Here is a 21,595-nt window from a genome sequence, read left to right as displayed (position 1 = left end):
AGAATGTTAAGCTGACAAAAGTTACTTTAACTTATATATCAATATCATAAAACCAACCCATAATAAAAAGGAATCGTAAACTTAAAGCTTACGATTTCTTTTTTATCCTAAAGTTATTCAAGTGAAATGAATCTTTGCCGGGCAAATGACTCTAGCTCCGGGGAAAAGACCATTGATTGCTTGCGTAGGTCCTTAACGGTTTGGCTGCCAGTCAGCAGCATCAGTTGTTTAAACCCTTGCAGCCAATGACGTAACCAATCTTCCGTGGTCGCGTAGTCAGTGGTGATCAAGTGGTGTAACACTTCACCTGCCATGCCAGCCGCGTCTGCTCCTAAAGCTAGGGCTTTAATGGCATCCAGCGGGGTTTTGATACCACCGCTGGCAAAGATCCACGGCCGTGTTGATAATTTGCGCATCTCAAGTAATGATTCGGTGGTGGTCAGCCCCCAGTTATCGAGGTAGGCCATCTCCTTTTCGGGGCGGCGAAAGTTTTCAATTTTAGCAAAACTGGTACCGCCACGGCCACTTAAATCAACGTTGTTAACGCCGATGCCCATTAATTTTTGCACCGTTTTAGCCGTCATGCCAAAGCCGACTTCCTTCACGATGACGGGCAGATCAAGTTTAGCAACGATGGCTGCCAGCTGATCTAACCAGTAAAATTCCCGGTCACCCTCCGGCATGATAATTTCTTGAGCGGCATTGATATGGATCTGCAGCGCATCGGCCGCAACCATTTCAACCACTGCCTGCGCATCAGCCACACTATGACCGGCACCGACGTTAGCAATCACCAGGCCATCAGGATTATATTGCCGCACTACGGAAAAGGTTGGGGCTAATTCCGGTTGTTTCAAAGCGACACTCTGAGAGCCCACAGCCATCGGCAGGTGAGTTGCGGCAGCTAACCGCGCAATTTGTGCGTTCAGCCGACCAGTCTGTTCACTGCCACCGGTCATGGCTTCAATCAGAATTGGGTAGGCTAGTTTATGACCCTCAAAGATGGTGCTAGTGTCCACGTCAGATAAGCCCAGTTCTGGGAGGCTCTGATGGAGGATCCGCACTTGATTAAAACTGCTGTCGGCAACCGGCTGGTGGAATTTTTCAGCTAACGACACGTGTTCATCCTTACGGTGGGACTGTTGCGAAGTCATTTTATCACTCCTTGACGTGATGCACGTTAAAACTTAAGGGAATAATCTGGTTGGCGGCCCATTTTTCAATTAACTGGTTTAACTTTTTATGTGAGTCAATGATTGCAATGCCGCAATCACCGCCACCGGCACCGGAAGTTTTGGCAATGCCGCCAAATTCTTCAGCAATGTCACACAGTTTCGTTAGTAGTGGTGTCTCAATGTGGGCGTGGGTAAATTGATCCAGTTCGTTCAGTAATTTGCGATTAATCGCAATTTCAGTCTGAATGGCGTGCAGGTCCTGGTTGCGAAAACCGGCAATCATTCGTTTCAAACAGGCCTGACTGTGATTGAGAAAATCCTGGTAGGCTTGCTGGCGCTTGGCTTTATTAAGTGCGACCCGGTCCACTAAATGAGAAGTGGAGGCCGGCGAACCCGTCCAGCCAACGAGTAGCTTTAAGCTCTTCGGTGGCGTCAGTAACTCAATGTCGAGCCCTGGCCAATCCATGTCCAGCAATTCAGCAAAATTATAGCTCTTTTCGGCTAATTTTAACCAGTCGCGGTCAAATGAACGGTAGGCGATCCAGCCACCATAGACGCTGGCAGCAATATCCCCTAAAGAACCGTTGCCCTGTACGTGGAAGTGGGCAATAGCAGCCAGTTTAAATAATTTATCATGGTCAACTGGCAGGGCGTAAAATTCACAGAGTGCTTTGATCGTAGCCACAGTCACGGCGGCTGAAGAACCTAAGCCGTATTTCCGGCCATCCTTACTATCCAGGTCGCTTTCTACGGTTAAGTGGTAAATACCTAAGTCCTTTCCCACTGTTTTGGCGTAATCTTCAGTTACTTTAATAGCTGATAAGATATAGTGGAAGGGGTTATCACGGTTGTCAAAAACCATTTTACCCTCTTCACGACGCCAATAAATGGAATTCTCCTGATATTGGCTGGAAACAATACTGCCAATTTGATCAGCTGATTGAATCGTCACCGTTACAAATTGATCCAGAGCAACGATGATCGCGGGGAAACCAGTCTCAACGACGGCGTATTCACCCGCAATATAAAGTTTGCCTGGGGCTTTCACAGAAATCAAAACATCATGTCCTTTCACTAGCAGGCTAAAGGTACTCACTGCTAATTGATAAATTAAATCATTAATTACTTTAAATTTTTAATCTGAAATTGAAATACCCGCACCGGGTCGGGTAACGAGCACGTGATCCTGACCAAATGCTGTTTGAAAATGCTGAGCAATGTGCTTGGCATCGTTGCCGTGGCAAATGATTTTGACGTTGGGACCAGCATCCATTGTAAAGTAACACGGTATTCCTCGCAAACGAAGGTCGGTGACCATCTTCATCGCCTTCAGTGAATCCGCGTTAAAGTATGTAAAGGTTGGATCAGAACTTAGGGTCAAAGCGTGCATACGCATGGCGTTTTGTTCGGACGTATGTCCAAGTAAGTCAAAATTCTGCGTTTCAATGGCGGTCTTCATCGTCTTAAAATCAGCCTGACTGGCAGTGACCCAAGCCGGATAAAAGGGGCTGGTTTCAACGGCGCGTTTCATTCCGACTCGGCTGGAGATTTTCTTTTGCTTGGCGGTCAAAACTAAGGCCACCACTGCAATATCCCAAGTTGGCTGTTCATCGATGGGATAGGCGTAGGAAGTGGCATCGTCATGACCCTGCTGCCAGGCGACAAAGCCCCCGAAAATGGAGCGGGTAGCTGAACCGGAGCCGCGCCGTGCAAGCCGAGACAAATCTCGGCGGTTTAAGTTAAGTCCAGCTGCGCGACTGGCAGCTCCTGCCAAAGCAGCAAACCCAGAGGCTGAAGATGCTAATCCAGCAGCGGTCGGTACGAAATTTTGCGTAGTCACTTTTGCCCGATAATCGATGTGGGCTAAAGCGCGGACCTGATCTAAAAAGGTTCGCACTCTGTGACTATCAGTAGTGGATAAAATCTGATCATCAAACACGACTTCATCTGCCGCTAAATTCGGATCAAATTGCACCGCTGTTTGGGTGTAAAATTCATCCAGTGTGATCGATAAGCTATCATTTTGCGGAATGATCAGCTGTTCGTCTAATTTTCCCCAGTACTTTACTAAAGCGATGTTGGTATGGGCTTTAGCGGTAATGGGGTGATCTGTGATTGCCATTATTTGGTTTCCTCACTTTTTAAGGGCTGAACCCAAGATTGGGCCACACCGTGATTGGCTAAGGCTAAACGAATCTTGGTGGCGGTGGCCTCGTTTTCTGCCAGGCAGATCATGCAGCCACCCATGCCGCCGCCAGTTAATTTGGCGCCCAGCGCACCATTTTGCTTAGCGACCGTAATCATTTCGTCTAACCGCGGATGACTAACGCCAAGCTGGGTTAATTGAATCTGAGCGAGATCAAAAATCGTGCCCAATTCGGTTAGTCGGTCAGTCGCCAGTGCGTTCTTAGCGGCGTACGTTAATTGACCAAGATCTTTGATCGCATGATTAGCGGACTGCGGGTCAGCGGTTCGTAATTGGGCCACGGCCTTCACGGCTAAGCCGGTTTGACCATGAACCCCGCTGTCTGCAATGATTAAATAGCCGTGCAGGTGAAAGGGCAGGGTGACCGGCTGCGTGCCAGTTACGAACCAGATCGGATTGCTGGCGCTGGCCGTTGCGACATCGATGCCGCTGGGATTACCGTGGATAATTTTTTCTGAAATATTGGCATCTGCTAATAATTGAGCGTGGGAGAGTGGCCGTTTGAAAAAACGGTACAGGGCGCGGATGATAGCCACTGCGGTAGCGGCTGATGAACCCATGCCGCGTTCAGCCGGTAAATGGCTGTTAATGGTGAGGTCAAAACCGACATTTTGAGTTTCAAACCGCGCTAATAGGTCATCAATTAATTCATTGATACCGTGTAATTGTGCAGGAGCTGACTGCCGGTTGCCCGTGTAATAGCGGCTGATCAGCTGCTGCACACCATCTGGGCGCAGAGCTAAAGTGACGGTTTCACGCACGGCAGGTAAGGGCAGTGCAATTGCAGGCTGCTGATAAACCACACTGTGTTCACCAATTAATATGATTTTTGCGTGACTGTTGCCACTGACCGGTGTCTCCACTGTAACTGCTCCCCTCAAATAGTTAATCTTAGTTTTAAAGTTAAATTAGTCTTGTTTTGAATGCTTAGAAACACATGGTATCATACGACAAATAGCCCGTGGTTACAAGATAGCGTGGCGTGTAGCGCTCGAAATACGCTAAATTTAATGCTTTGTTAAGAATGGTTTGACGGATTAACTTGGAGTTATCAGTGACCAGCTACCATTAATCAGCTATTATATAGGAAAAGTCGACAAACCTTGAAAAAGCGGTTGTTTGACGGTTAAAACGGGTCATCTGTCAACGTCTGCTTCCGCCTAGGAACCAAGTGTAGTATGATAAACAAAGAAAGCTAATAGAGAATTTGGTGAAATTAATGGATGCAAATACAATTTATGCCGTCGTTGATATTGAAACGACCGGTACTAACGTTGCTGAAGGCAACCGAATGATTCAATTTGGGTGCGTCCTCGTGCAAAATGGCAAAATTATTAACCATTTCAATACGGACGTTAATCCCCAAACTTCAATTCCGCAGTCGATTCAGGCTTTGACCGGGATCTCAGAAGCGCAGGTCAAGCGGGCACCACTGTTTGATGACGTTGCTGGGACGATTTTTAGTCTGCTGTCTGACACGGTTTTTGTGGCACATAATGTCAATTTTGACTTTCCGTTCGTTAACGCTGAGCTGGAACGGGTCGGGTATCCGCGACTTGATATTCAAGCCATTGATACGGTGACGCTGAGTCAGGTTTTAATGCCGACTGTGCCGAGTTATCGCCTGCATGATTTAACCCAGTACTTAAATATCGTTCATGATCACCCGCATACGGCTAACGATGATGCGTTAGTGACCGGTGAACTGTTGATCGTATTGTTTAAGCGGATGCTGGAATTGCCAATCGTGACGCTGCAGCAAATCGTCGCGGAGGATGCTGAATTACCGCAGGATACTGGTGAAGTATTTAAGTGGGGGTTAGCGGAAGTTCGCAAACACCCTCGCAGTTTACCAGATTATTTGTACGTGTCACACGGGATTGCCCTGCGTAAGACACCGGTGATCACGGCGACTGATGACCGTGAATACACGTATCCACGGACCAAAAAAAATAAGTTAAAACGGTTTCCCGAACACTTTGAGTGGCGCGCTGATCAAGCCAAGATGATGAACCTAATTTACCGGCAGTACACGGATGCGCAAACGGCAAATCAGCCGTTGATCGTTGAAGCGCCGACTGGTACTGGGAAAACGCTGGGCTATGCATTGCCAATGGCGTATCTCGCCCAAAAATTTGATAAGCAGGTGGTCATCGCTACCGATACGGTGCTGCTGCAAAATCAACTGATCAATCAGACCATGCCATTATTGGAACGGATGCTGCCCTTTGAGACCCACGCGGAAGTGGTTAAGGGCAACGCCCATTATCTGGACTTGTCACGGTTTAAGATCTCGTTGAGTCAAACCGACCATTCGAAGCAGACGCAATTAATTAAACTCAGACTGTTAGTCTGGTTAACCCAGACCGCCACTGGGGACCTCGATGAACTGCATTTTAAAAATGAACCGCCATACCTAGATAGTGTTTACCATCATGGGATGGCCGACTTAACGGATACGGATCCCTTTTACGAAGATGATTTTCTCCGTCGGCTGTATCAGCGGTTGAAGTACACGCGTTTTATTATCGTGAATCACGCGTTTTTAATTCAGCATGCTGATCTGCTAGGCGATAATTTTCACCAGCCGTATTTGGTTGTGGATGAAGCCCAGCACCTGGCGGATTACGCGTTAAAGACTCAGCGGCAAAAGTTCGATTTTCAAGTGTCACTTTCGACCAGCCGGCGATTAATGGAGTTGTTGGACCCGGAAAACGAGTACGGGCTGACGGCTGCCACTGACGGGTTAACGTTAAATGATGATCTGAATACCTTTTACCGCTGGTTGATTGAATTTAGTCGCCAGCTGCGCGCTTTAAGCGATTATTTAACCAATCACTTCAAAGCCCAGTTTGGCGGTAAGTTTACCAAGCCGTACAAGGAAATTGTGATTTCTGAGGATGACTGGGTCGGCTTTCTCACCCAGCGTGAAGGTTTATTTGAACAATTAGACATTTTAGTGGGTAAGTTCCAAGACCGGTTAGCTAAGATCACCGATTCCTTTTACAAACAGTCTAACCGCTGGCTGAAGAGCGATGAAGAACTGTTTTTACGCTTTAGTCATGCGGTCAATGCCATCACGGATGCCTGGGACACGCTGTCGGCAATTCGGCAAGCCCCTAAGCATGAAGAAGCTGGTACGGGCAGCTACCTCTACTGGTTGACGATCAGTAATGATCTGAGTCATATTATGGTGGCGTCTAACCTGATGACCGTGGAAGGCTTTTTATCACAGCAGATCTACTCGCATTTTCAAGCACCAATGTTTACGGGTGCGACGCTCTTTTCTTCCAACCGTTCACAGTATCTGTATGATCAGTTAGACCTTGATCGGGGTGCCGTGAAGATGCGCCGGCTGAAATCAGACTTTGATTTTGCGACCCAAGCGAAAATGTACATTAGTAACGACGCACCTGACATTAAAGACGAGGATGCTTACAATCAGTACGTTTCACAAACGCTGATTCAAACATTGTCGCGGGTCAACCGACCGACGCTAGTCCTGTTTAATTCCTTAGCAGCTATCGAAGCCGTCTATGAGCGGCTAACGGATGCAATTCACCCTAGGCAGCGGCTGATTTTAGCGCAGGGGATCTCGGGGTCTAAGGAAAAACTCATCAAGCGGTTTATGGATGAAGACAACGCCGTTTTACTGGGGGCAGCTAGTTTTTGGGAGGGTATTGACCTGCCACAGGATAAACTGCAGCTGCTAGTCATTGCCCGCTTGCCGTTTGATTCACCGGATCAGTTAGAAACGAAAGTTCAGTACGACCGGATGAAAGCTAAGGGCAAAAATCCGTTTTACAATCTTTCGCTGCCTAAAGCGACGCTGCGACTGCGTCAGGGCGTGGGCCGGCTGATTCGAACACGGCAAGACTACGGTGCGGTGATCGTCTTAGATAGTCGGTTAGTTTCGCGACATTATGGGCAGACCATTTTGAAAACTTTGCCGGCTAGTCTACCGACGATGACCGGGACGGTGTCGCAATTACTTAGCGATATGACTAAATTTTTTAAAAAACACAAAAGTATCAGCCACGACAGCTGAGATTTTGATATAATTGTTCGCAGTGATAACTGAAAGAAGGCGCATCAAAGAACATGAGAAGGGAACATGCGAGCCGAAAACGGTTTGGCAGTCGGCTTATGCTGACGGTACTTGGCATCATCATCGTTTTAATATTAGTTGGTTTTGTGGGGATTCATCATGCTACTTCTCCAGTGACTAAAGCTAAAGCGCAGTCCGTTTCGATTGCCAGAAAATATGCTGGTTTAAAAACGACTGACGGCTTTTACTGGACTAATTTAGACGAGACCTACTACACCGTTGCTGGTAAAAATAATCAGAATCAGTCAGTATATATTATTGTTCCCCAAAAGGGTGGCAACGTTAGGGTTCTGCAGCAAAGTAACGGCTTATCACGGAATCAAGCGTTAAGCCGCGTTTGGTCAAAACATCATCCTAAGAAGGTACTCTCGGCGTCACTAAGTGTCTTTAACGGCCATACAGCATGGGTCGTTAGTTATATGAATCAAAAGGGTCAATTATGTTATGAAACGTTAGACTTTAAATCGGGTAAATTATTACAGTCTATCGAAAACATCTAGTTATTCAAGGAGGCCATTCTTTTGAAGATTTCGCAGCGTGCACAACAGCTTCAGCCATCTGCTACCATGAAAGTTTCTGCTCAGGCAAAGCAAATGATTGCTGACGGTATTGATGTGATTAACCTTGGCATTGGTGAACCGGATTTTGAAACGCCTAAAAATATTGAACAGGCAGCAATTGATGCTATCAAATCGGGAAAAACCAGCTTTTACACCCCGGCTGCCGGTATCTTACCACTACGGACTGCTGTGGCGGATAAAACGGCTAGTGACTACGGTCTAACTGACTTATCAGCTCAGAACGTTGCCATTACGACTGGTGCCAAAATGGCTCTGTACAGCACGTTTCAAACGATTCTGGATCCGGGCGACGAAGTCTTATTGCCAGAACCATACTGGGTCAGTTATGCTGAACAGATCAAACTCGCTGGCGGGGTACCGGTTTCAGTGCCAGTTGGGGCCAGCTTTAAAGTTACCCCAGCTGATCTAGCGGCGAAATTAACCAATAAAACGGTGGCCTTTGTGCTGAACAGTCCTGAAAATCCGACTGGTGTTATCTACGATCAGCAGGAGTTGGCGGCCTTGAATGACTGGACGAAAGATCACGATATTATGGTGGTCACGGATGATATTTACGGTCAGCTGGTTTATAACGGTGCGAGCTTCACTTCGATCGCGCAATTGGCTGATCAGTTAGATCCGCGGATCATTATTATTTCTGGTGGCAGCAAGACCTATTCTATGACTGGCTGGCGGATGGGTTACGTTGTGGCCGATGAGCAGCTGATCAGTAAGATCTCAGCTTTTCTGTCCCACGCGACCGGTAACCCGACTGCTGTCAGTCAATACGCATTATTAGAGGCTTTTACCGGGAATCAAGATCAAGTTGAAGTGATGCGCAAAGCGTTTGAAGACCGCTTAAACACGATCTATCCGCTGTTAACAGCGATTCCCGGATTCGACTTGCAAGTTAAACCGCAGGGTGCCTTCTATCTTTTCCCAGACGTGAGTGGTGCTTTGAAGATCTCAGATATCGCCACGACTGGTGAATTTGTTAGCCGTTTATTATCTGAAGCCCACGTGGCTTTAGTAGACGGTTCTGCATTCGGTGTTAAAAACCACGTTCGTATCAGCTATGCAACTGATCTGGACGCATTAAAAACAGCTATGGCTAGAATTAACCAGTTCATGGTACAATTTAAAGACTAATTATTTATTGGGGGTTACATTGTGCAACAGATTAACATCATCAACGCCAAAGACCATGTTGACGAAAAAGTCAAAATTGGTGTTTGGCTGACTAACAAACGTTCCAGTGGGAAAATCGCTTTTCTGCAGTTACGGGACGGTACCGCCTTTTTCCAAGGTGTTGTGTTAAAAAACAACGTTTCAGAGGAAGTCTTTGAAACTGCTAAAGAACTTCGGCAAGAAACCAGTATGTGGATCACCGGTGTGATTCATGAAGACAGTCGGTCTAAATTTGGCTACGAAATTGCAGTGGAAACTATCGAAGTCGTTGGCGAAAGTGAAGACTATCCGATCACACCTAAGGAACACGGGATCGACTTTTTACTGGATCACCGTCATTTATGGTTACGGTCATCACGGCCGCACGCCACGATGGTCATTCGTAACGAAGTGATCCGGGCAACCTATGAATTCTTCAACAAGGAAGGGTTCACTAAAATTGATGCCCCGATCCTGACTGGCAGTGCGCCTGAAGGAACTACTGATCTGTTCCATACGGAATATTTCGATCGTGATGCTTATTTGTCACAATCTGGTCAGCTCTACGAAGAAGCTGGTGCCATGGCTTTTGATAAAGTCTTTTCATTTGGACCAACTTTCCGTGCTGAAAAATCCAAGACCCGTCGTCACTTGATCGAATTTTGGATGATCGAACCAGAAATGGCCTTCATGCACCAAGAACAAAGCTTAGAGGTTCAGGAACAATACATCGCTTTCTTGGTTCAAAACGTGATCGATCACTGTAAAGATGCATTGGATACACTGGGTCGTGATGTTGAAACACTCAAGCGTTATACTCAGCTACCTTATCCCCGAATCAGTTATGATGAAGCCGTTGAAATGCTGAAGGAAAATGATTTTGATGTTGACTGGGGCGTTGACTTCGGTTCACCAGCAGAAACCTTCTTGGCGGATCACTTTAGCCAACCCGTCTTTGTTTTGAACTATCCGAAATCAATCAAACCATTTTACATGAAGCCGCATCCAACTCGTAAAGATGTTGTGATTTGTGCTGACTTATTAGCACCAGAAGGCTATGGCGAAATTATCGGTGGCTCTGAACGGGCAACGGATTACAATTACTTGTATGATCAAATTATCAAGGCAGGTCTTGATCCCAAGGAATATGGCTGGTACTTAGATCTTCGTAAGTACGGCAGCGTTCCTCATTCAGGCTTTGGTTTAGGCCTTGAACGTGCACTTACTTGGATCACAGGTGAAGACCACGTCCGGGAGACCATTCCATTTCCACGTTTATTGAACCGGATCTACCCGTAGGCCATAGACAACTATTTTTGATGCAGAAACTTCTCCAATGCCTAATTTTTAGTGCAATGGGGGAGTTTCTTCACGTTTAGAACAATTTTAAATGATTGGAGGAGTTCGCATGGATGCATTTGCGAAAGCGTTACTTAAATCGGGCGATACCAGCCTTTCAACCTTGTTGCTGGAACATTATCGCGAACTAGGCATGAGCAATACTGAATTCCTGATTTATTTGCAGATCAAAAGCTATAACGATCGGGGCATTAGTTTTCCGCAGACTGAAACGATTGCGAAGGCAGTCGGACTGACTGATAACCAAATTTTCCAAGAGCTACACACGATGATCGGTAAGCGGTTGATGCAGATCGACACGGTGCAGCAGCCAGGTCAATTGGCGCGTGATTCGTATGATTTTACCTTACTGTACGAAAAGTTAGCCCAGTACGTTAAAAAAGCCGAAACCAAAGCAGTGACCAGTCAAGTTGAAAATAATCGCGAAACGATTTTTAACCAGATTGAAACCGAGTTTGGTCGGCCACTTTCCCCAATTGAATTGGAGATGATTTCTCAATGGCTGGACGAAGATCATTATCAAGTTGAGATCATTCGCTTAGCGTTGAAAGAGGCAGTCTTAAACCAAGTTTACAGTTTGAAGTACATGGATCGAATCCTGCTGAACTGGCAAAAAAGGCACCTGACGACGCCTGAACAGATTCAGCATGAACGACAGCATCGTCAAGCACAGACGTCTACAAGCTCAAATAAAGCGAATAAGGGTGCTAAAAAGAAGGGACTGCCAGATATTCCCATGTTTAAGATTGGGGAGCGGCCACAAAAATAAAAGCCTGAGAAATAGGCTAGATGCATTTAAGATGGAAATGGGAAAGACCAGTTCATTTACGAATTGATCTTTTTTAATTAAATAAATTAATAATAAGTTACTTTAACTTATTATTAAAAAACAAACCCAAAACCACCAACAAACATTAAAATAGACAATTTCTTCCATCTGATTTATATTTAAGAACTTATAAACTTATATTTCCTCACTGTTTGAAAATAAAGGTGGTAAAGGATATGAAACTATTTCAGAACTATTCGCCCAGTGAACTAAAGGGTTTTCTTGAAGAAGTTTTTAAAATGTTGAATAGGGAGGTCAGCATCACTCATGAAGCGGGCGATGCTGACAGTCTTAGCTTAACCAACATCACCATTGGTATGCCTGATAGCGATGCCCTACATTTCTTTATTAGGTGTAACGAAAATACTAAACTCACTGGTGAAGCAATCATTTCAGAAGTTGCCAAAATTATGGCGAGTTATTTAAATACACCGATCAACGATCCCTTTGAGATGAAAGTCATGTATAGTGCCAATCTTAAATTCGTATACGACCCGACTATTGATGCTAATATTGATCATCCAGCTGTTCACATACCGCTTGTATCGGTAGTCGGGGACATTGTTGATCAAAAGGATGCCAAGTATTTGAAACAAGAAGCCGAACGAATTAGACAATTTGTTAATGCTAATAATCAGCTTTAATAGCGTTACTGGTAACAATTTTGAATTTTAATATTATCTCGAAAACTAAAAGGGTTCTGGCATTAACCAATTTTCATTGATTAATACCAGAACCCTCTTAGTTTATTGCTTGTTTATTGAGCAGCTCTAGGCGCTGATGTGCTTGACCTACCAGAACTCGCGTTAGAATTAGCAGTAGTGCTATTGCTATTGTTACTATTATTGTTGCCGGTTCGAGAACTGCCAGCGGAAGCAGAATTAGTATTCTGAGCATTATTATTGCTATTTCCGCCGCCATTTCCGTTCCCATTACCATTTCCGCCATTACCACCGGTTGGACGCTGCTCAGTGGACGTGCCGGACCGTTCACTGGAAGAGGTCGGTCTGGACGTAGTATTGGTATTGGCTTGGTTATTACCAGTGGTATCGTTGGTATTTGTGCTGCTGCTATTACTATCATTAGTTGGTGTCGAAGCATCACCAGGATATCCCGCAACGTAATACTCAGTTGAATTACCCCGTTTTGTTGAAACAACATCCGATGGGGCAGTCCAGTCCGTATTACTTGCGTTTTGTTGCGCGTAACTCATTTCGGAACGATAGATTTCCTGCGCAATCCTAGTTTGAGCCTCAGGAATATAGTGGCCAGTCTGGAATTGCTTATCATAGCCAGTCCAGATTGAGAGTGAGTAATTCTTGGTGTAACCGGTGAACCAAGAATCCATCGCTGCATCAGCAGGAACTTGCGATGCAAAATCATCTGGATAAGCAGTGGTACCAGTTTTACCGGCTTGGTACAGGCCAGAGATGTTGGCTGCGGTACCAGAACCGTCTGAGCTGGACATCACGCCCTTCAGCATATCGGTAATCATAAACGCAGTTGCCGGCGACATTGCCCGAGTACCCTTAGAACCATAGGAATGTGATTTGCCATCAGCGGTAACCACACGGTTAAGCAAATGTGGCTTGTAATAAGTACCGCCATTAGCGAAAGCTGCATAAGCAGCTGCTTCTTGCTCCGTGGAAATATAAAGTCCAATCCCGTTTTGAAGCGTCAATTTATTATTGAACGTCATACCAAGGTTACCTAAGAAATCAGTAGCACGGTTAATACCAACAGCATCCAACGTTCTCACCGCTGGAATGTTACGTGATTCAACCAGTGCTTTACGCATGGTGATCGTACCTTCATGTTTATTATCAAAGTCATTTAACTGGCGGTTAGAACCCGGATAGTAGTACTGCGTATCTTGAACGGGCTGATACGTTGGGTACTTCAGGTACTGAATTGCTGGCCCATAATCGGCTAACGGCTTAGCTGTTGACCCACTGGAACGGTCAGTTTGAACCGCGCGATTAAGTCCAAAGGTCACCTTACCGGTCTTACGACCACCCAGCATAGCGACAACTTTACCGTTATGCGGATTGACCATCGTGGCACCAACTTGGAACTTGTTGCTTGGATAAGCCACGTAATTATTACTATTAGCGATGTTATAAAGGTGCTTTTGGGCTGACATATCAAGGTTAGTGTAAACCCGCAGTCCATCGGTATTAGTGTTATAGCCATCACTTCTCAGTTCGGCATAAACTTGTTTGAGGTAAGCATCGATATATTTTTGATTGGTCAAATTAACCGTACTTACTGGGTGCGTTGTGGCTAACCCAGCTTGGACACTCGTGGCCTTAGCAGTGGCTGCTTGACCAGCCGTAATTTGCTTATTAGCAACCATCGCGGTCAACACTTGATCACGCCGATACTTCGCATATTGAGGGTGATGAATTGGATCATAGTTAGTGGGGCTTTGCGGCATCCCAGCTAACATGGCCAATTGCGGTAAATTCAGTTTGGACAATGATTTACCATAGTAGTAATGAGCTGCAGTCTGCATCCCATAAACGCCATTACCCATGTAAACTTTATTAATGTAGAATTCCAAAATTTGCTGTTTACTATATTTTTGATCAACTTTGATTGCCAACCAGGCTTCTTGCGATTTACGTTTCAAAGTTTGATCAGACTGAGCGGTTGAAAAGACTGACAGCTTAACGAGTTGCTGCGTCAGCGTACTGCCACCTTGGAGTCCCAGTGAAGAACCGGTGACGTTATGCATCGCTGCACTCATGATTCGGACGGGATCGACACCATGGTTTTTATAGAAGCGTCGATCTTCAATGGAAACAACGGCTGCTTTTAACTGTGAAGGAATGTTTTTCGATTTAACATAATCACGGTTTTGAGCACCTAACCTGGAAATGACGTTGTTATTAGCATCATATACCTTGGTAGAGGTGTCGCTCTTTAGCGACGACTGTGAAATATTTGGTGCACCCTGTGCATAGTAGAAAAACACAGCGGCACCTACTAGGATGGCAGCTAAGAAAAGGCCAATTACCCATTTAATTATTCGCCGTATATAGTGATGACCGTTATTAGAACCACGCTTTTGGTTTTTTCGCAGTTCTGCACGGGTCGGTTGTGGATCGGATTGATTGCTTGACATAAATAGACTCCTTTGATTAAGGCGTTAGATGAGTTGATCAACCGCATCAAGATAAGCGATGGTGGGGTTGAGTGAATATTTAATTGGAATGGCTTGGGTTTGAAATGCAGTGAACGGAATTGATTTTCGGCCCCCCGCATGATTACGCGCATCCCAATAGTTGATTAAATCAGTTGCCTTCAACAAATATAATTGATCAAACGCGACAAATTTAATTAAACCAAAACAAATTCCGCCTTGTTTTAAACAACTACGCATATGTTCAACTTGATGCTGATGAAAATTATCCAGTGGAAAACGCGTTTTTTCCTTGGTTTCTTTAGCATCAAAATCGATATACCGGCCACGATAAATTCCGTTATAATCAGTAGTGGAGGCTTGCCGAAAATAGGCTTCCCGAATCACTGCAGCACTCCGTTTGGGATAATCGACCTTGACGATTTGAATAGGAGTCGGCTTTTTATGAATAACTGCAATATCGTGGGCAAGATAATATTGATTGCTTTCGTTTATTTCCTGTTCTAACGTCATGCCGCGGTCCCCGTGTTTGACTAAGGCAGATTCTGTATGCTTAGACCGATTGACCGGTTGCGGTCGGTATTGTGTCCCGTTAGGATAATGGATTGTCACTGGCTGGATCATCTCTTTCCTATTGTAAAATATTGAAAAAAAGTGCCTACCCAGTTAGGGTTATTATACCAAGTTGGCTAGTGAATAAAAACTGGAATATGAAACTATTAAGTTAAGTATGATGTAAGAAAATCAACTCCAGTATCATACTCATGGTTGAAATGATACCACAAAAGGAGATTTAGAGGTATGCAACGTGTGTGGATAACAGGTTATCGCGCCTATGAATTAGGTGTTTTTTCTGAGAAGGAACCCAAGTTTTTAGTTTTGCAATACGCCTTGAAACGGCTCATGACACAAGCCGTTGAAGACGGCACGAACTGGCTGATCACGGGCGGTCAAATGGGAATCGAGCAGTGGGCCGCCCAGGTTGGTGTGGCGTTAAAAAAAGATTATCCGGAACTTCAGGTTGCCATGATGACACCTTTTACTCACTTTGGTAATAATTGGAAACCAGATAATCAAGCTAAGCTAGCCACGTTGATCTCACAGGTTGATTTTCATGCCAGTGTCAGCAACCACGATTATTCGTCACCGCAACAATTAAGAAATTATCAAGAATTCATGCTGACACATACCGATGGCGCAATCTTAGTATACGATGTAGACAACGAAGGCAAATCGAGGTACGATTATAATGCAATTGTGAAATGGCAAGATGAGCATGATTATCCGCTGCAACTCGTTGATTTCGATCAATTACAAGAATTCTCGTACGAATTTGCAGAAAATTCAAAAGAAAATTCAAAAAAGGGTTTCAATTTAAACTAAAATTTGATAACATCTTAAATGTTGGTGTTGAATAAATGATGAGGTGTATTTAAATGGCAACCATTAATTATAATCCAAAAGACATCCTTCAAAAAGAGTTCCGTCAGAAGATGCGGGGTTACGATCCTGCCGATGTTGACAGCTTTTTAGATAATGTGATCAAGGACTATGAAGCATTTACGAAGGAAAGTCAGCACCTTCAAGACGAGAACGAACGTCTGCGTGCAAAAGTTGATGAATTGACGAAACAATTGTCTGTTGGTGGCACAACAACGGCTCAACCGAGTCAGCCAGCTACCAATGTAACGAACATGGATATTTTGAAGCGTCTTTCTAACTTGGAACGTCATGTGTTTGGTTCTCAAATAGACAGTGGTGCTAACACATCACACCGTCTTTAACAATTTGATAGTAACTTGTAAATCTCGGGTAATCGCGGCCGGCTTATGTCGGCTGAGGAAAGTCCATGCTCGCACAAGCTGAGATGCTTGTAGTGTTCGTGCTCGGTGAAAAAATAAGCCGGGGGACTTCGTAAGAAGTTACGGCGGGAAAACGCGCTAAGGCCTCGGCTATGCGTTAATATCCCTGAAAAGTGCCACAGCGACGATGACGTATTGGAAAACTGGTACGGTGGAACGTTGGTAAACCCCTCGAGCGGGCAACCCAAACTATGGTAGGGGAGCTTCACATCTGGAAATGAACTAAATGTGGGGGGAGAGTTTTTAACTCTCGAGATAGATGATTACCGCTTTATTAGACTGTCCCTGACATCTAGTAAAGTACGGAACATGGCTTATAGAGATTTACAGTTCAGGATTGGTGAGAGGCGACTCTCACCTTTTTTTTGCACTTAAACGGCCACTCACCATAAAAGAAAGAGGCAAATCATGGCAAAACAACAATTTCAACTGTATGCAGCAACCGCCAGTGGACTTGAAGCGTTAGCGGGTCAAGAATTACGGGATTTAGGATACAAAGTTCGTGTTGATAATGGCCGGATCTATTTTGAAGGCGATATGACCGATATTTTACGGGCCAATATTTGGCTGCGTTCGGCAGACCGTATCAAAATTATTTTGAAAACCTTTAAGGCAACGACTTTTGATGATATTTTTGACACGGTGACGGCCATGGATTGGGATCAATTACTCCCAATGGATGCTAAATTTCCGGTGAACGGCCGGTCTAAAAATTCAAAACTGTTTAGTGTTCCCGATATTCAAGCGGTCACTAAAAAAGCAATCGTTAACCAAATGGCTGGTGCCTATCACCGTAAGAGCCGGTTCCCAGAAACGGGTGCATTATTCTCACTAGAGATTGCACTAAATAAGGACGAAGCGACCTTAACCCTTGATACCACCGGTGACAGTTTGTTTAAACGGGGCTATCGTCAGGAAAAAGGTGAAGCACCGTTAAAGGAAAACTTTGCGGCTGCCTTGATCATGCTGACAAACTGGCATACTGATATGCCATTTGTTGACCCAATGTGCGGTTCTGGGACGTTGCCCATTGAAGCAGCTCTTATGGCACGCAACATTGCGCCAGGAATCAACCGTCATTTTTCATGTGAGAACTGGCATCCTGATAATCTAAAGGCTTCCAATGAGCTTAAAGAAGAAGCTAAAGAGCAACAAAACGATGACGTAGTCGACATTACCGGTTGCGATATTGACGGGTCAATGATCGATATCGCTAAGCTCAATGCGAATGGCGCTGGCGTACTGCACGATATCACCTTTAAACAAGTAGCGGTCAAAGACTTTAAGACCGACAAAGAAGACGGTGTGATCATCGTGAACCCACCATATGGGAAACGAATGGGCGATCAGAAGAGTGTCCGGAAGTTATACGAACAAATGGGCCACGTCTTCAAACCGTTAACGACTTGGTCGAAGTATATTTTGACAGCCGACCTTGAATTTGAAACCTTTTACGGTCAAAAAGCCACTAAGCGCCGGAAGCTTTATAACGGTGCGCTAAGAACGGATTACTTCCAATTCTGGGCTAGTCACCGTAAAAACTAACTGTATCAAACGCTAAAGCAGCAACCGAAACATGTCGGTTGCTGCTTTTTTGCTACTTATGACCTTTCAGCGTGTTAAAAGCTCACATCACTATGGAAAACTTCAAAAAAATTTAATGCTATCCTCATGTCTAGCCGACACCGTTTACTGGTAAACTATTTATTTTTTTGAGTTGACATCGGTAAAATACCGCTGGAATAGCGTTTGAAAGCATGTTACTATTCATAACATAATAAAAGAGAGAAGTGATTCTATGAGTCTTGTTAACGTCTCGTTCATGGTTCTAGCTAGTATCCTAGTCTTGTTCATGACACCTGGATTGGCCTTTTTCTACGGTGGTCTGGTGTCAAAGCGAAACGTTGTCAATACAATGCTATCAGTCTTTGTGATGACCGGTGTTGCTATTATGTTGTGGGTCTTAATTGGCTATTCTTTGTCATTTGTGGGTGATCATGGCGGTGTTTTCGGTAGTTTTGCGCATCCGTTCATGAGTCACTTAAATCTGAATACGTTAACCAGCACTCATATTCCGACTAGCCTTTATTCGTTATTTCAAATGATGTTTGCCATTATTACGCCAGCCTTGTTCGTGGGTGCTGTGGTCGGGCGGATTCGTTTTAAATTTCTACTGACCTTTTTAGTGGTTTGGTCCATCTTTATTTACTACCCAATGGTGCACATGGTTTGGAGCCCAACTGGACTTCTAGCTAAGCTGGGGACTGTTGATTTTGCTGGTGGGACCGTGGTTCATATTAATGCCGGCGTCACAGCATTTGTGTTATCAGCCTTTCTGGGTAAACGCATCAAGTTCGGCGATATTCCCCACACCCATTACAATTTGCCATGGGTCTTACTGGGCACCACGATTTTGTGGATCGGCTGGTACGGCTTTAACGCGGGTTCCGCACTGGGCGTTAACAATGTGGCGGTCCAAGCAACCTTAACCACCACGGTAGCCACGGCTACGGCCATGGTGGCCTGGATGTTTCTGGACATCTTCACTAAGGGCAAACCAACCTTGGTCGGTGTCTGTACCGGGACACTGTGTGGGTTGGTCGGCATCACACCGGGAGCTGGTTATGTGACCATTGCCGGGGCCTTTTGGATCGCGCTGATCGCCACTTGCAGCAGTTACTTCTTTGTGAACGTGCTCAAGGATCGCATTGGCGTGGACGATGCGTTAGATGCCTTTGGCTGTCACGGGGTCAGTGGCATTATCGGTAGTATTGCGACTGGTTTGTTTGCCACTAAATCCGTGAACAGCAGTTTGACCGGAAACGGTTTGTTCTATGGCGGTGGGGCTCATCTATTTTTAATTCAGCTGGCTGCCACGGCCCTGACCATTGGCTTTGTAGCAATCATGTGTATTGTCCTCATCAAAGTGCTTCAACTCGTTATGCCAATGCGGGTCGACCGTGACGAAGAAGCGTTAGGTCTAGATATTGGTGAACATGGCGAAGAAGCTGACTACACCATTGGGCTCAGCTCAGACATGGCTAAAGCTCAAACTGATATGAAACTCTACGCGACTGAATTTAAGGGTCAAACAGCCCATTTACGTAAATGAACGACTATCTTATAATGAAACTACTAAATTAAATGAGGTGGTCACATGGGACTGGATCGCACGCAGCGCGTTGAATTAGTAAATATGTGCATGGTTTACGATACGGCAACTAAGCAGGTATTAGTTGAAGATAAAACGGATATCAAATGGAAGTTTGGTCACACGTTTCCTGGTGGCCACGTTGAACCTAATGAACCCGTGGCCGATGCCGTTATTCGCGAAGTCTTTGAAGAAACTGGTCTGCACATTAGCCAGCTTGAAGCCTGTGGCTGTGTCGAATGGTTCGACCAGCAGGCCGGTTACCGAAAGATTGGGTTCTTGTATCGCACTAGTCACTTTTCAGGTACCATTAAACAGGGCGATGAAGGCCGTATCTTCTGGTTGCCGCTAACGGCCTTGAACGCCACGAATACGGCTGAAAGCTTTATGGAAATGCTTGCCATTTTTACAAAAAAAGACACCGTTTCAGCGGTGTCTTCAGTCATGAATGGGCAATTACACTTAACTGCCAATCAAAAGAACGATCAATAGATCCCAAACGGAGTGCACGATGATGCCTGGCCACAGTGAGCGACTCCTGAGAAACAGCCAGCCAAACAGGTAGCCAAGTAAGGCAACGGTGACTAACTGACCGACGATCGTGAGCAGCGAAAGCGCTGGATAGGTGGTCAGGTACCGCGGCAAATGAATCAGGGCAAATAAAATGGCTTGAATGATCAAGGCAGTTTGTTCTGAAGGGACTAATTTTCGTAGGCGATTCAGCAGATACCCCCGAAAAAGCGTTTCTTCACAAATTCCCACAACCAAAAAGTCCTGCAGCAGCATCGTGGGTTTAAACGTGGCCACGATACCAATACTGTGGCGTTGAATGAGCGCCGTTGCTAACATATAAACCACGATTGCTAAAAGCGTGATGTAGAGTGGTTTAAATTTTAGATTCAACTGAAAGGGCCGTTCGATAACGAACTGGTCCTTTTTTGTGTGGTGGATCATAAATAGCCCAATACCAAGCCAAATCAGCGTTTTAACCGCATCCGTTAGCAGTTCCTGGGTCCAGCCACGGGTTAAATTAAGAATCGGTACATTCACAAAGATTTGAACTACAAACCATAAAACTAAAAAGTAGCCGTACTGGATAAGCAACTGACGGCCAGCTCGTTGATGCAACATATTGTCACGCCCTCCATATTAATCAATGGTCTCAGTTTAGCATGCCGACTGTGAGAGAACAAACCAGTTTTTAGTTAAGATTATGCTTTACTTACAAAAAGTAAGCTGTTATACTATTGCTTGTAAACAAAAACAACTAGCTTACATAAATGGAGGAGTTAATCAAATGAAAGAACAATTATTAAATCTAGCCAAGAACCGCCGCTCAATCTACGCTTTAGGTCGCAACGTGACTGCTAGCCAAGATGAATTAGCAACGTTGATCAAAGATACCATCAAGTGGGCACCGACTTCATTTAACAACCAGACGACTCGTGCCGTGATCCTGTTTGGTGACAGCCACGAAAAATTATGGGACATTGTTGCTAAACGCTTAAAGTCTGAAGTACCAACCGAAGAGGCTTACCAAAAAACGTTACAGAAGATCAATGGTTTTAAAGCCGCTTATGGTACCGTGATGTACTTTACTGATATGGACATCGTGCACCGTTTTGAAAGTGACTTTGCGCTTTACGCTGATAACTTCTATGATTGGTCAGAACAGGGCCAAGGTAACGCCCAGTTTGCGGTTTGGACCGCGTTAGCTGAAAACGGTTTGGGCGCTAATCTGCAACATTACAATCCACTGATCGATGATGAAGTCAGAGCTGCCTTCAACATTCCAGCTAGCTGGAAGTTACGAGCTGAAATGGACTTTGGCTCCATTGAATCTCCAGCCGGTGATAAAGAATTTATGGCTGATGACGATCGGTTTAAGGTTCTTAAATAAGCTAAACATTAACAACTAACGCCAAAAGTCCGTCATGATGATCATGACGGACTTTTTAGCTATCGATTTTCATAAATTTGCAGAAATTTCTAGTTTACTGTTGAAAGCAATAGTATGCTAGAATTACGCTATG

19 protein-coding genes and 1 other RNA gene are annotated in these 21,595 nt (G+C 44.9%); 13 read left to right on the top strand and 7 right to left on the bottom strand.

Annotation, left to right across the window (positions count from 1 at the left end; all coding sequences use genetic code 11):
- Positions 1–113: 113 nt before the first annotated feature.
- The 4 genes from fni to mvk form a co-directional block, all read right to left on the bottom strand.
- Positions 114–1,154, bottom strand: coding sequence for a type 2 isopentenyl-diphosphate Delta-isomerase (gene fni, locus FFM73_RS00225; RefSeq protein ID WP_137629797.1), 1,041 nt, complete (start codon positions 1,152–1,154; stop codon positions 114–116).
- A gap of 4 nt (positions 1,155–1,158) precedes the next feature.
- The gene (locus tag FFM73_RS00220; RefSeq protein ID WP_137629796.1) at positions 1,159–2,232 is read right to left on the bottom strand and encodes a phosphomevalonate kinase; all 1,074 of its coding nucleotides are present in this window, start codon (positions 2,230–2,232) and stop codon (positions 1,159–1,161) included.
- A gap of 78 nt (positions 2,233–2,310) precedes the next feature.
- Entirely contained in the window at positions 2,311–3,297 is a 987-nt protein-coding gene (gene mvaD, locus FFM73_RS00215; protein ID WP_137629795.1) for a diphosphomevalonate decarboxylase, read from the bottom strand.
- Complete coding sequence (gene mvk / locus FFM73_RS00210) at positions 3,297–4,244, bottom strand: mevalonate kinase (protein ID WP_137629794.1); 948 nt, start codon at positions 4,242–4,244, stop codon at positions 3,297–3,299. The genes mvaD and mvk overlap by 1 nt, the downstream gene beginning before the upstream one ends.
- Positions 4,245–4,600: 356 nt before the next feature.
- Here mvk and FFM73_RS00205 point away from each other — a divergent pair, with 356 nt between their 5' ends.
- The 6 genes from FFM73_RS00205 to FFM73_RS00180 all read left to right on the top strand — a co-directional run bounded on the left by FFM73_RS00205 (position 4,601) and on the right by FFM73_RS00180 (position 12,048).
- Entirely contained in the window at positions 4,601–7,429 is a 2,829-nt protein-coding gene (locus FFM73_RS00205) for a helicase C-terminal domain-containing protein (RefSeq protein WP_137629793.1), read from the top strand.
- Positions 7,430–7,482: 53 nt separating this feature from the next.
- The gene (locus tag FFM73_RS00200; protein ID WP_137629792.1) at positions 7,483–7,989 is read left to right on the top strand and encodes a cell wall elongation regulator TseB-like domain-containing protein; all 507 of its coding nucleotides are present in this window, start codon (positions 7,483–7,485) and stop codon (positions 7,987–7,989) included.
- A gap of 21 nt (positions 7,990–8,010) precedes the next feature.
- Positions 8,011–9,198: a pyridoxal phosphate-dependent aminotransferase gene (locus FFM73_RS00195; protein WP_137629791.1), complete on the top strand. Its 1,188-nt coding sequence runs from the start codon at positions 8,011–8,013 to the stop codon at positions 9,196–9,198.
- Between the two features lie 21 nt (positions 9,199–9,219).
- Entirely contained in the window at positions 9,220–10,515 is a 1,296-nt protein-coding gene (asnS, locus tag FFM73_RS00190) for an asparagine--tRNA ligase (protein WP_171001130.1), read from the top strand.
- A gap of 109 nt (positions 10,516–10,624) precedes the next feature.
- Positions 10,625–11,344: a DnaD domain protein gene (locus tag FFM73_RS00185; protein WP_171001129.1), complete on the top strand. Its 720-nt coding sequence runs from the start codon at positions 10,625–10,627 to the stop codon at positions 11,342–11,344.
- A 236-nt stretch (positions 11,345–11,580) separates the two neighbouring features.
- Positions 11,581–12,048 (top strand): hypothetical protein, encoded by a 468-nt coding sequence (locus FFM73_RS00180; protein ID WP_137629788.1) that lies wholly within the window; start codon positions 11,581–11,583, stop codon positions 12,046–12,048.
- 113 nt (positions 12,049–12,161) lie between these two features.
- Here FFM73_RS00180 and FFM73_RS00175 read toward each other — a convergent pair whose 3' ends face one another.
- Both FFM73_RS00175 and recU read right to left on the bottom strand, forming a co-directional pair.
- Complete coding sequence (locus FFM73_RS00175) at positions 12,162–14,531, bottom strand: transglycosylase domain-containing protein (RefSeq protein WP_137629787.1); 2,370 nt, start codon at positions 14,529–14,531, stop codon at positions 12,162–12,164.
- Positions 14,532–14,555: 24 nt separating this feature from the next.
- Positions 14,556–15,161, bottom strand: a complete 606-nt coding sequence (recU, locus tag FFM73_RS00170) for a Holliday junction resolvase RecU (RefSeq protein ID WP_235874413.1) — start codon at positions 15,159–15,161, stop codon at positions 14,556–14,558.
- Positions 15,162–15,350: 189 nt separating this feature from the next.
- Between recU and FFM73_RS00165 the strand changes: the two genes are divergently transcribed.
- The 6 genes from FFM73_RS00165 to FFM73_RS00140 all read left to right on the top strand — a co-directional run bounded on the left by FFM73_RS00165 (position 15,351) and on the right by FFM73_RS00140 (position 20,054).
- Positions 15,351–15,932, top strand: coding sequence for an SLOG family protein (locus FFM73_RS00165; protein ID WP_137629785.1), 582 nt, complete (start codon positions 15,351–15,353; stop codon positions 15,930–15,932).
- A gap of 53 nt (positions 15,933–15,985) precedes the next feature.
- Positions 15,986–16,333 (top strand): cell division regulator GpsB, encoded by a 348-nt coding sequence (gpsB, locus tag FFM73_RS00160; protein WP_137629784.1) that lies wholly within the window; start codon positions 15,986–15,988, stop codon positions 16,331–16,333.
- 20 nt (positions 16,334–16,353) lie between these two features.
- An RNA gene (gene rnpB, locus FFM73_RS00155) (RNase P RNA component class B) lies at positions 16,354–16,733 on the top strand.
- Between the two features lie 86 nt (positions 16,734–16,819).
- Positions 16,820–17,956 carry a THUMP domain-containing class I SAM-dependent RNA methyltransferase gene (locus FFM73_RS00150; RefSeq protein WP_137629783.1) on the top strand — a complete coding sequence of 379 codons (1,137 nt, stop codon included), beginning with the start codon at positions 16,820–16,822 and terminating at the stop codon, positions 17,954–17,956.
- 253 nt (positions 17,957–18,209) lie between these two features.
- A complete protein-coding gene (locus FFM73_RS00145; protein WP_137629782.1) occupies positions 18,210–19,523 on the top strand; it encodes an ammonium transporter in 1,314 nt (437 codons plus the stop codon).
- A gap of 45 nt (positions 19,524–19,568) precedes the next feature.
- Complete coding sequence (locus FFM73_RS00140; protein ID WP_137629781.1) at positions 19,569–20,054, top strand: 8-oxo-dGTP diphosphatase; 486 nt, start codon at positions 19,569–19,571, stop codon at positions 20,052–20,054.
- On the opposite strand, the gene FFM73_RS00135 is transcribed toward FFM73_RS00140, so the two are convergent.
- A complete protein-coding gene (locus tag FFM73_RS00135; protein ID WP_137629780.1) occupies positions 20,025–20,693 on the bottom strand; it encodes a CPBP family intramembrane glutamic endopeptidase in 669 nt (222 codons plus the stop codon). The two genes, FFM73_RS00140 and FFM73_RS00135, sit on opposite strands and share 30 nt — an antisense overlap.
- A 166-nt stretch (positions 20,694–20,859) precedes the next feature.
- On the opposite strand from FFM73_RS00135, the gene FFM73_RS00130 reads away from it, so the two are divergent.
- Positions 20,860–21,462 (top strand): nitroreductase family protein, encoded by a 603-nt coding sequence (locus tag FFM73_RS00130; RefSeq protein ID WP_137629779.1) that lies wholly within the window; start codon positions 20,860–20,862, stop codon positions 21,460–21,462.
- Positions 21,463–21,595: the final 133 nt, after the last annotated feature.

Source organism: Secundilactobacillus hailunensis, assembly GCF_005405185.1.
Classification (GTDB): Bacteria; Bacillota; Bacilli; order Lactobacillales; family Lactobacillaceae; genus Secundilactobacillus; species Secundilactobacillus hailunensis.
Note: the sequence above shows the minus strand (reverse complement) of the source record. Positions and strands in the feature narration are given on the sequence as shown.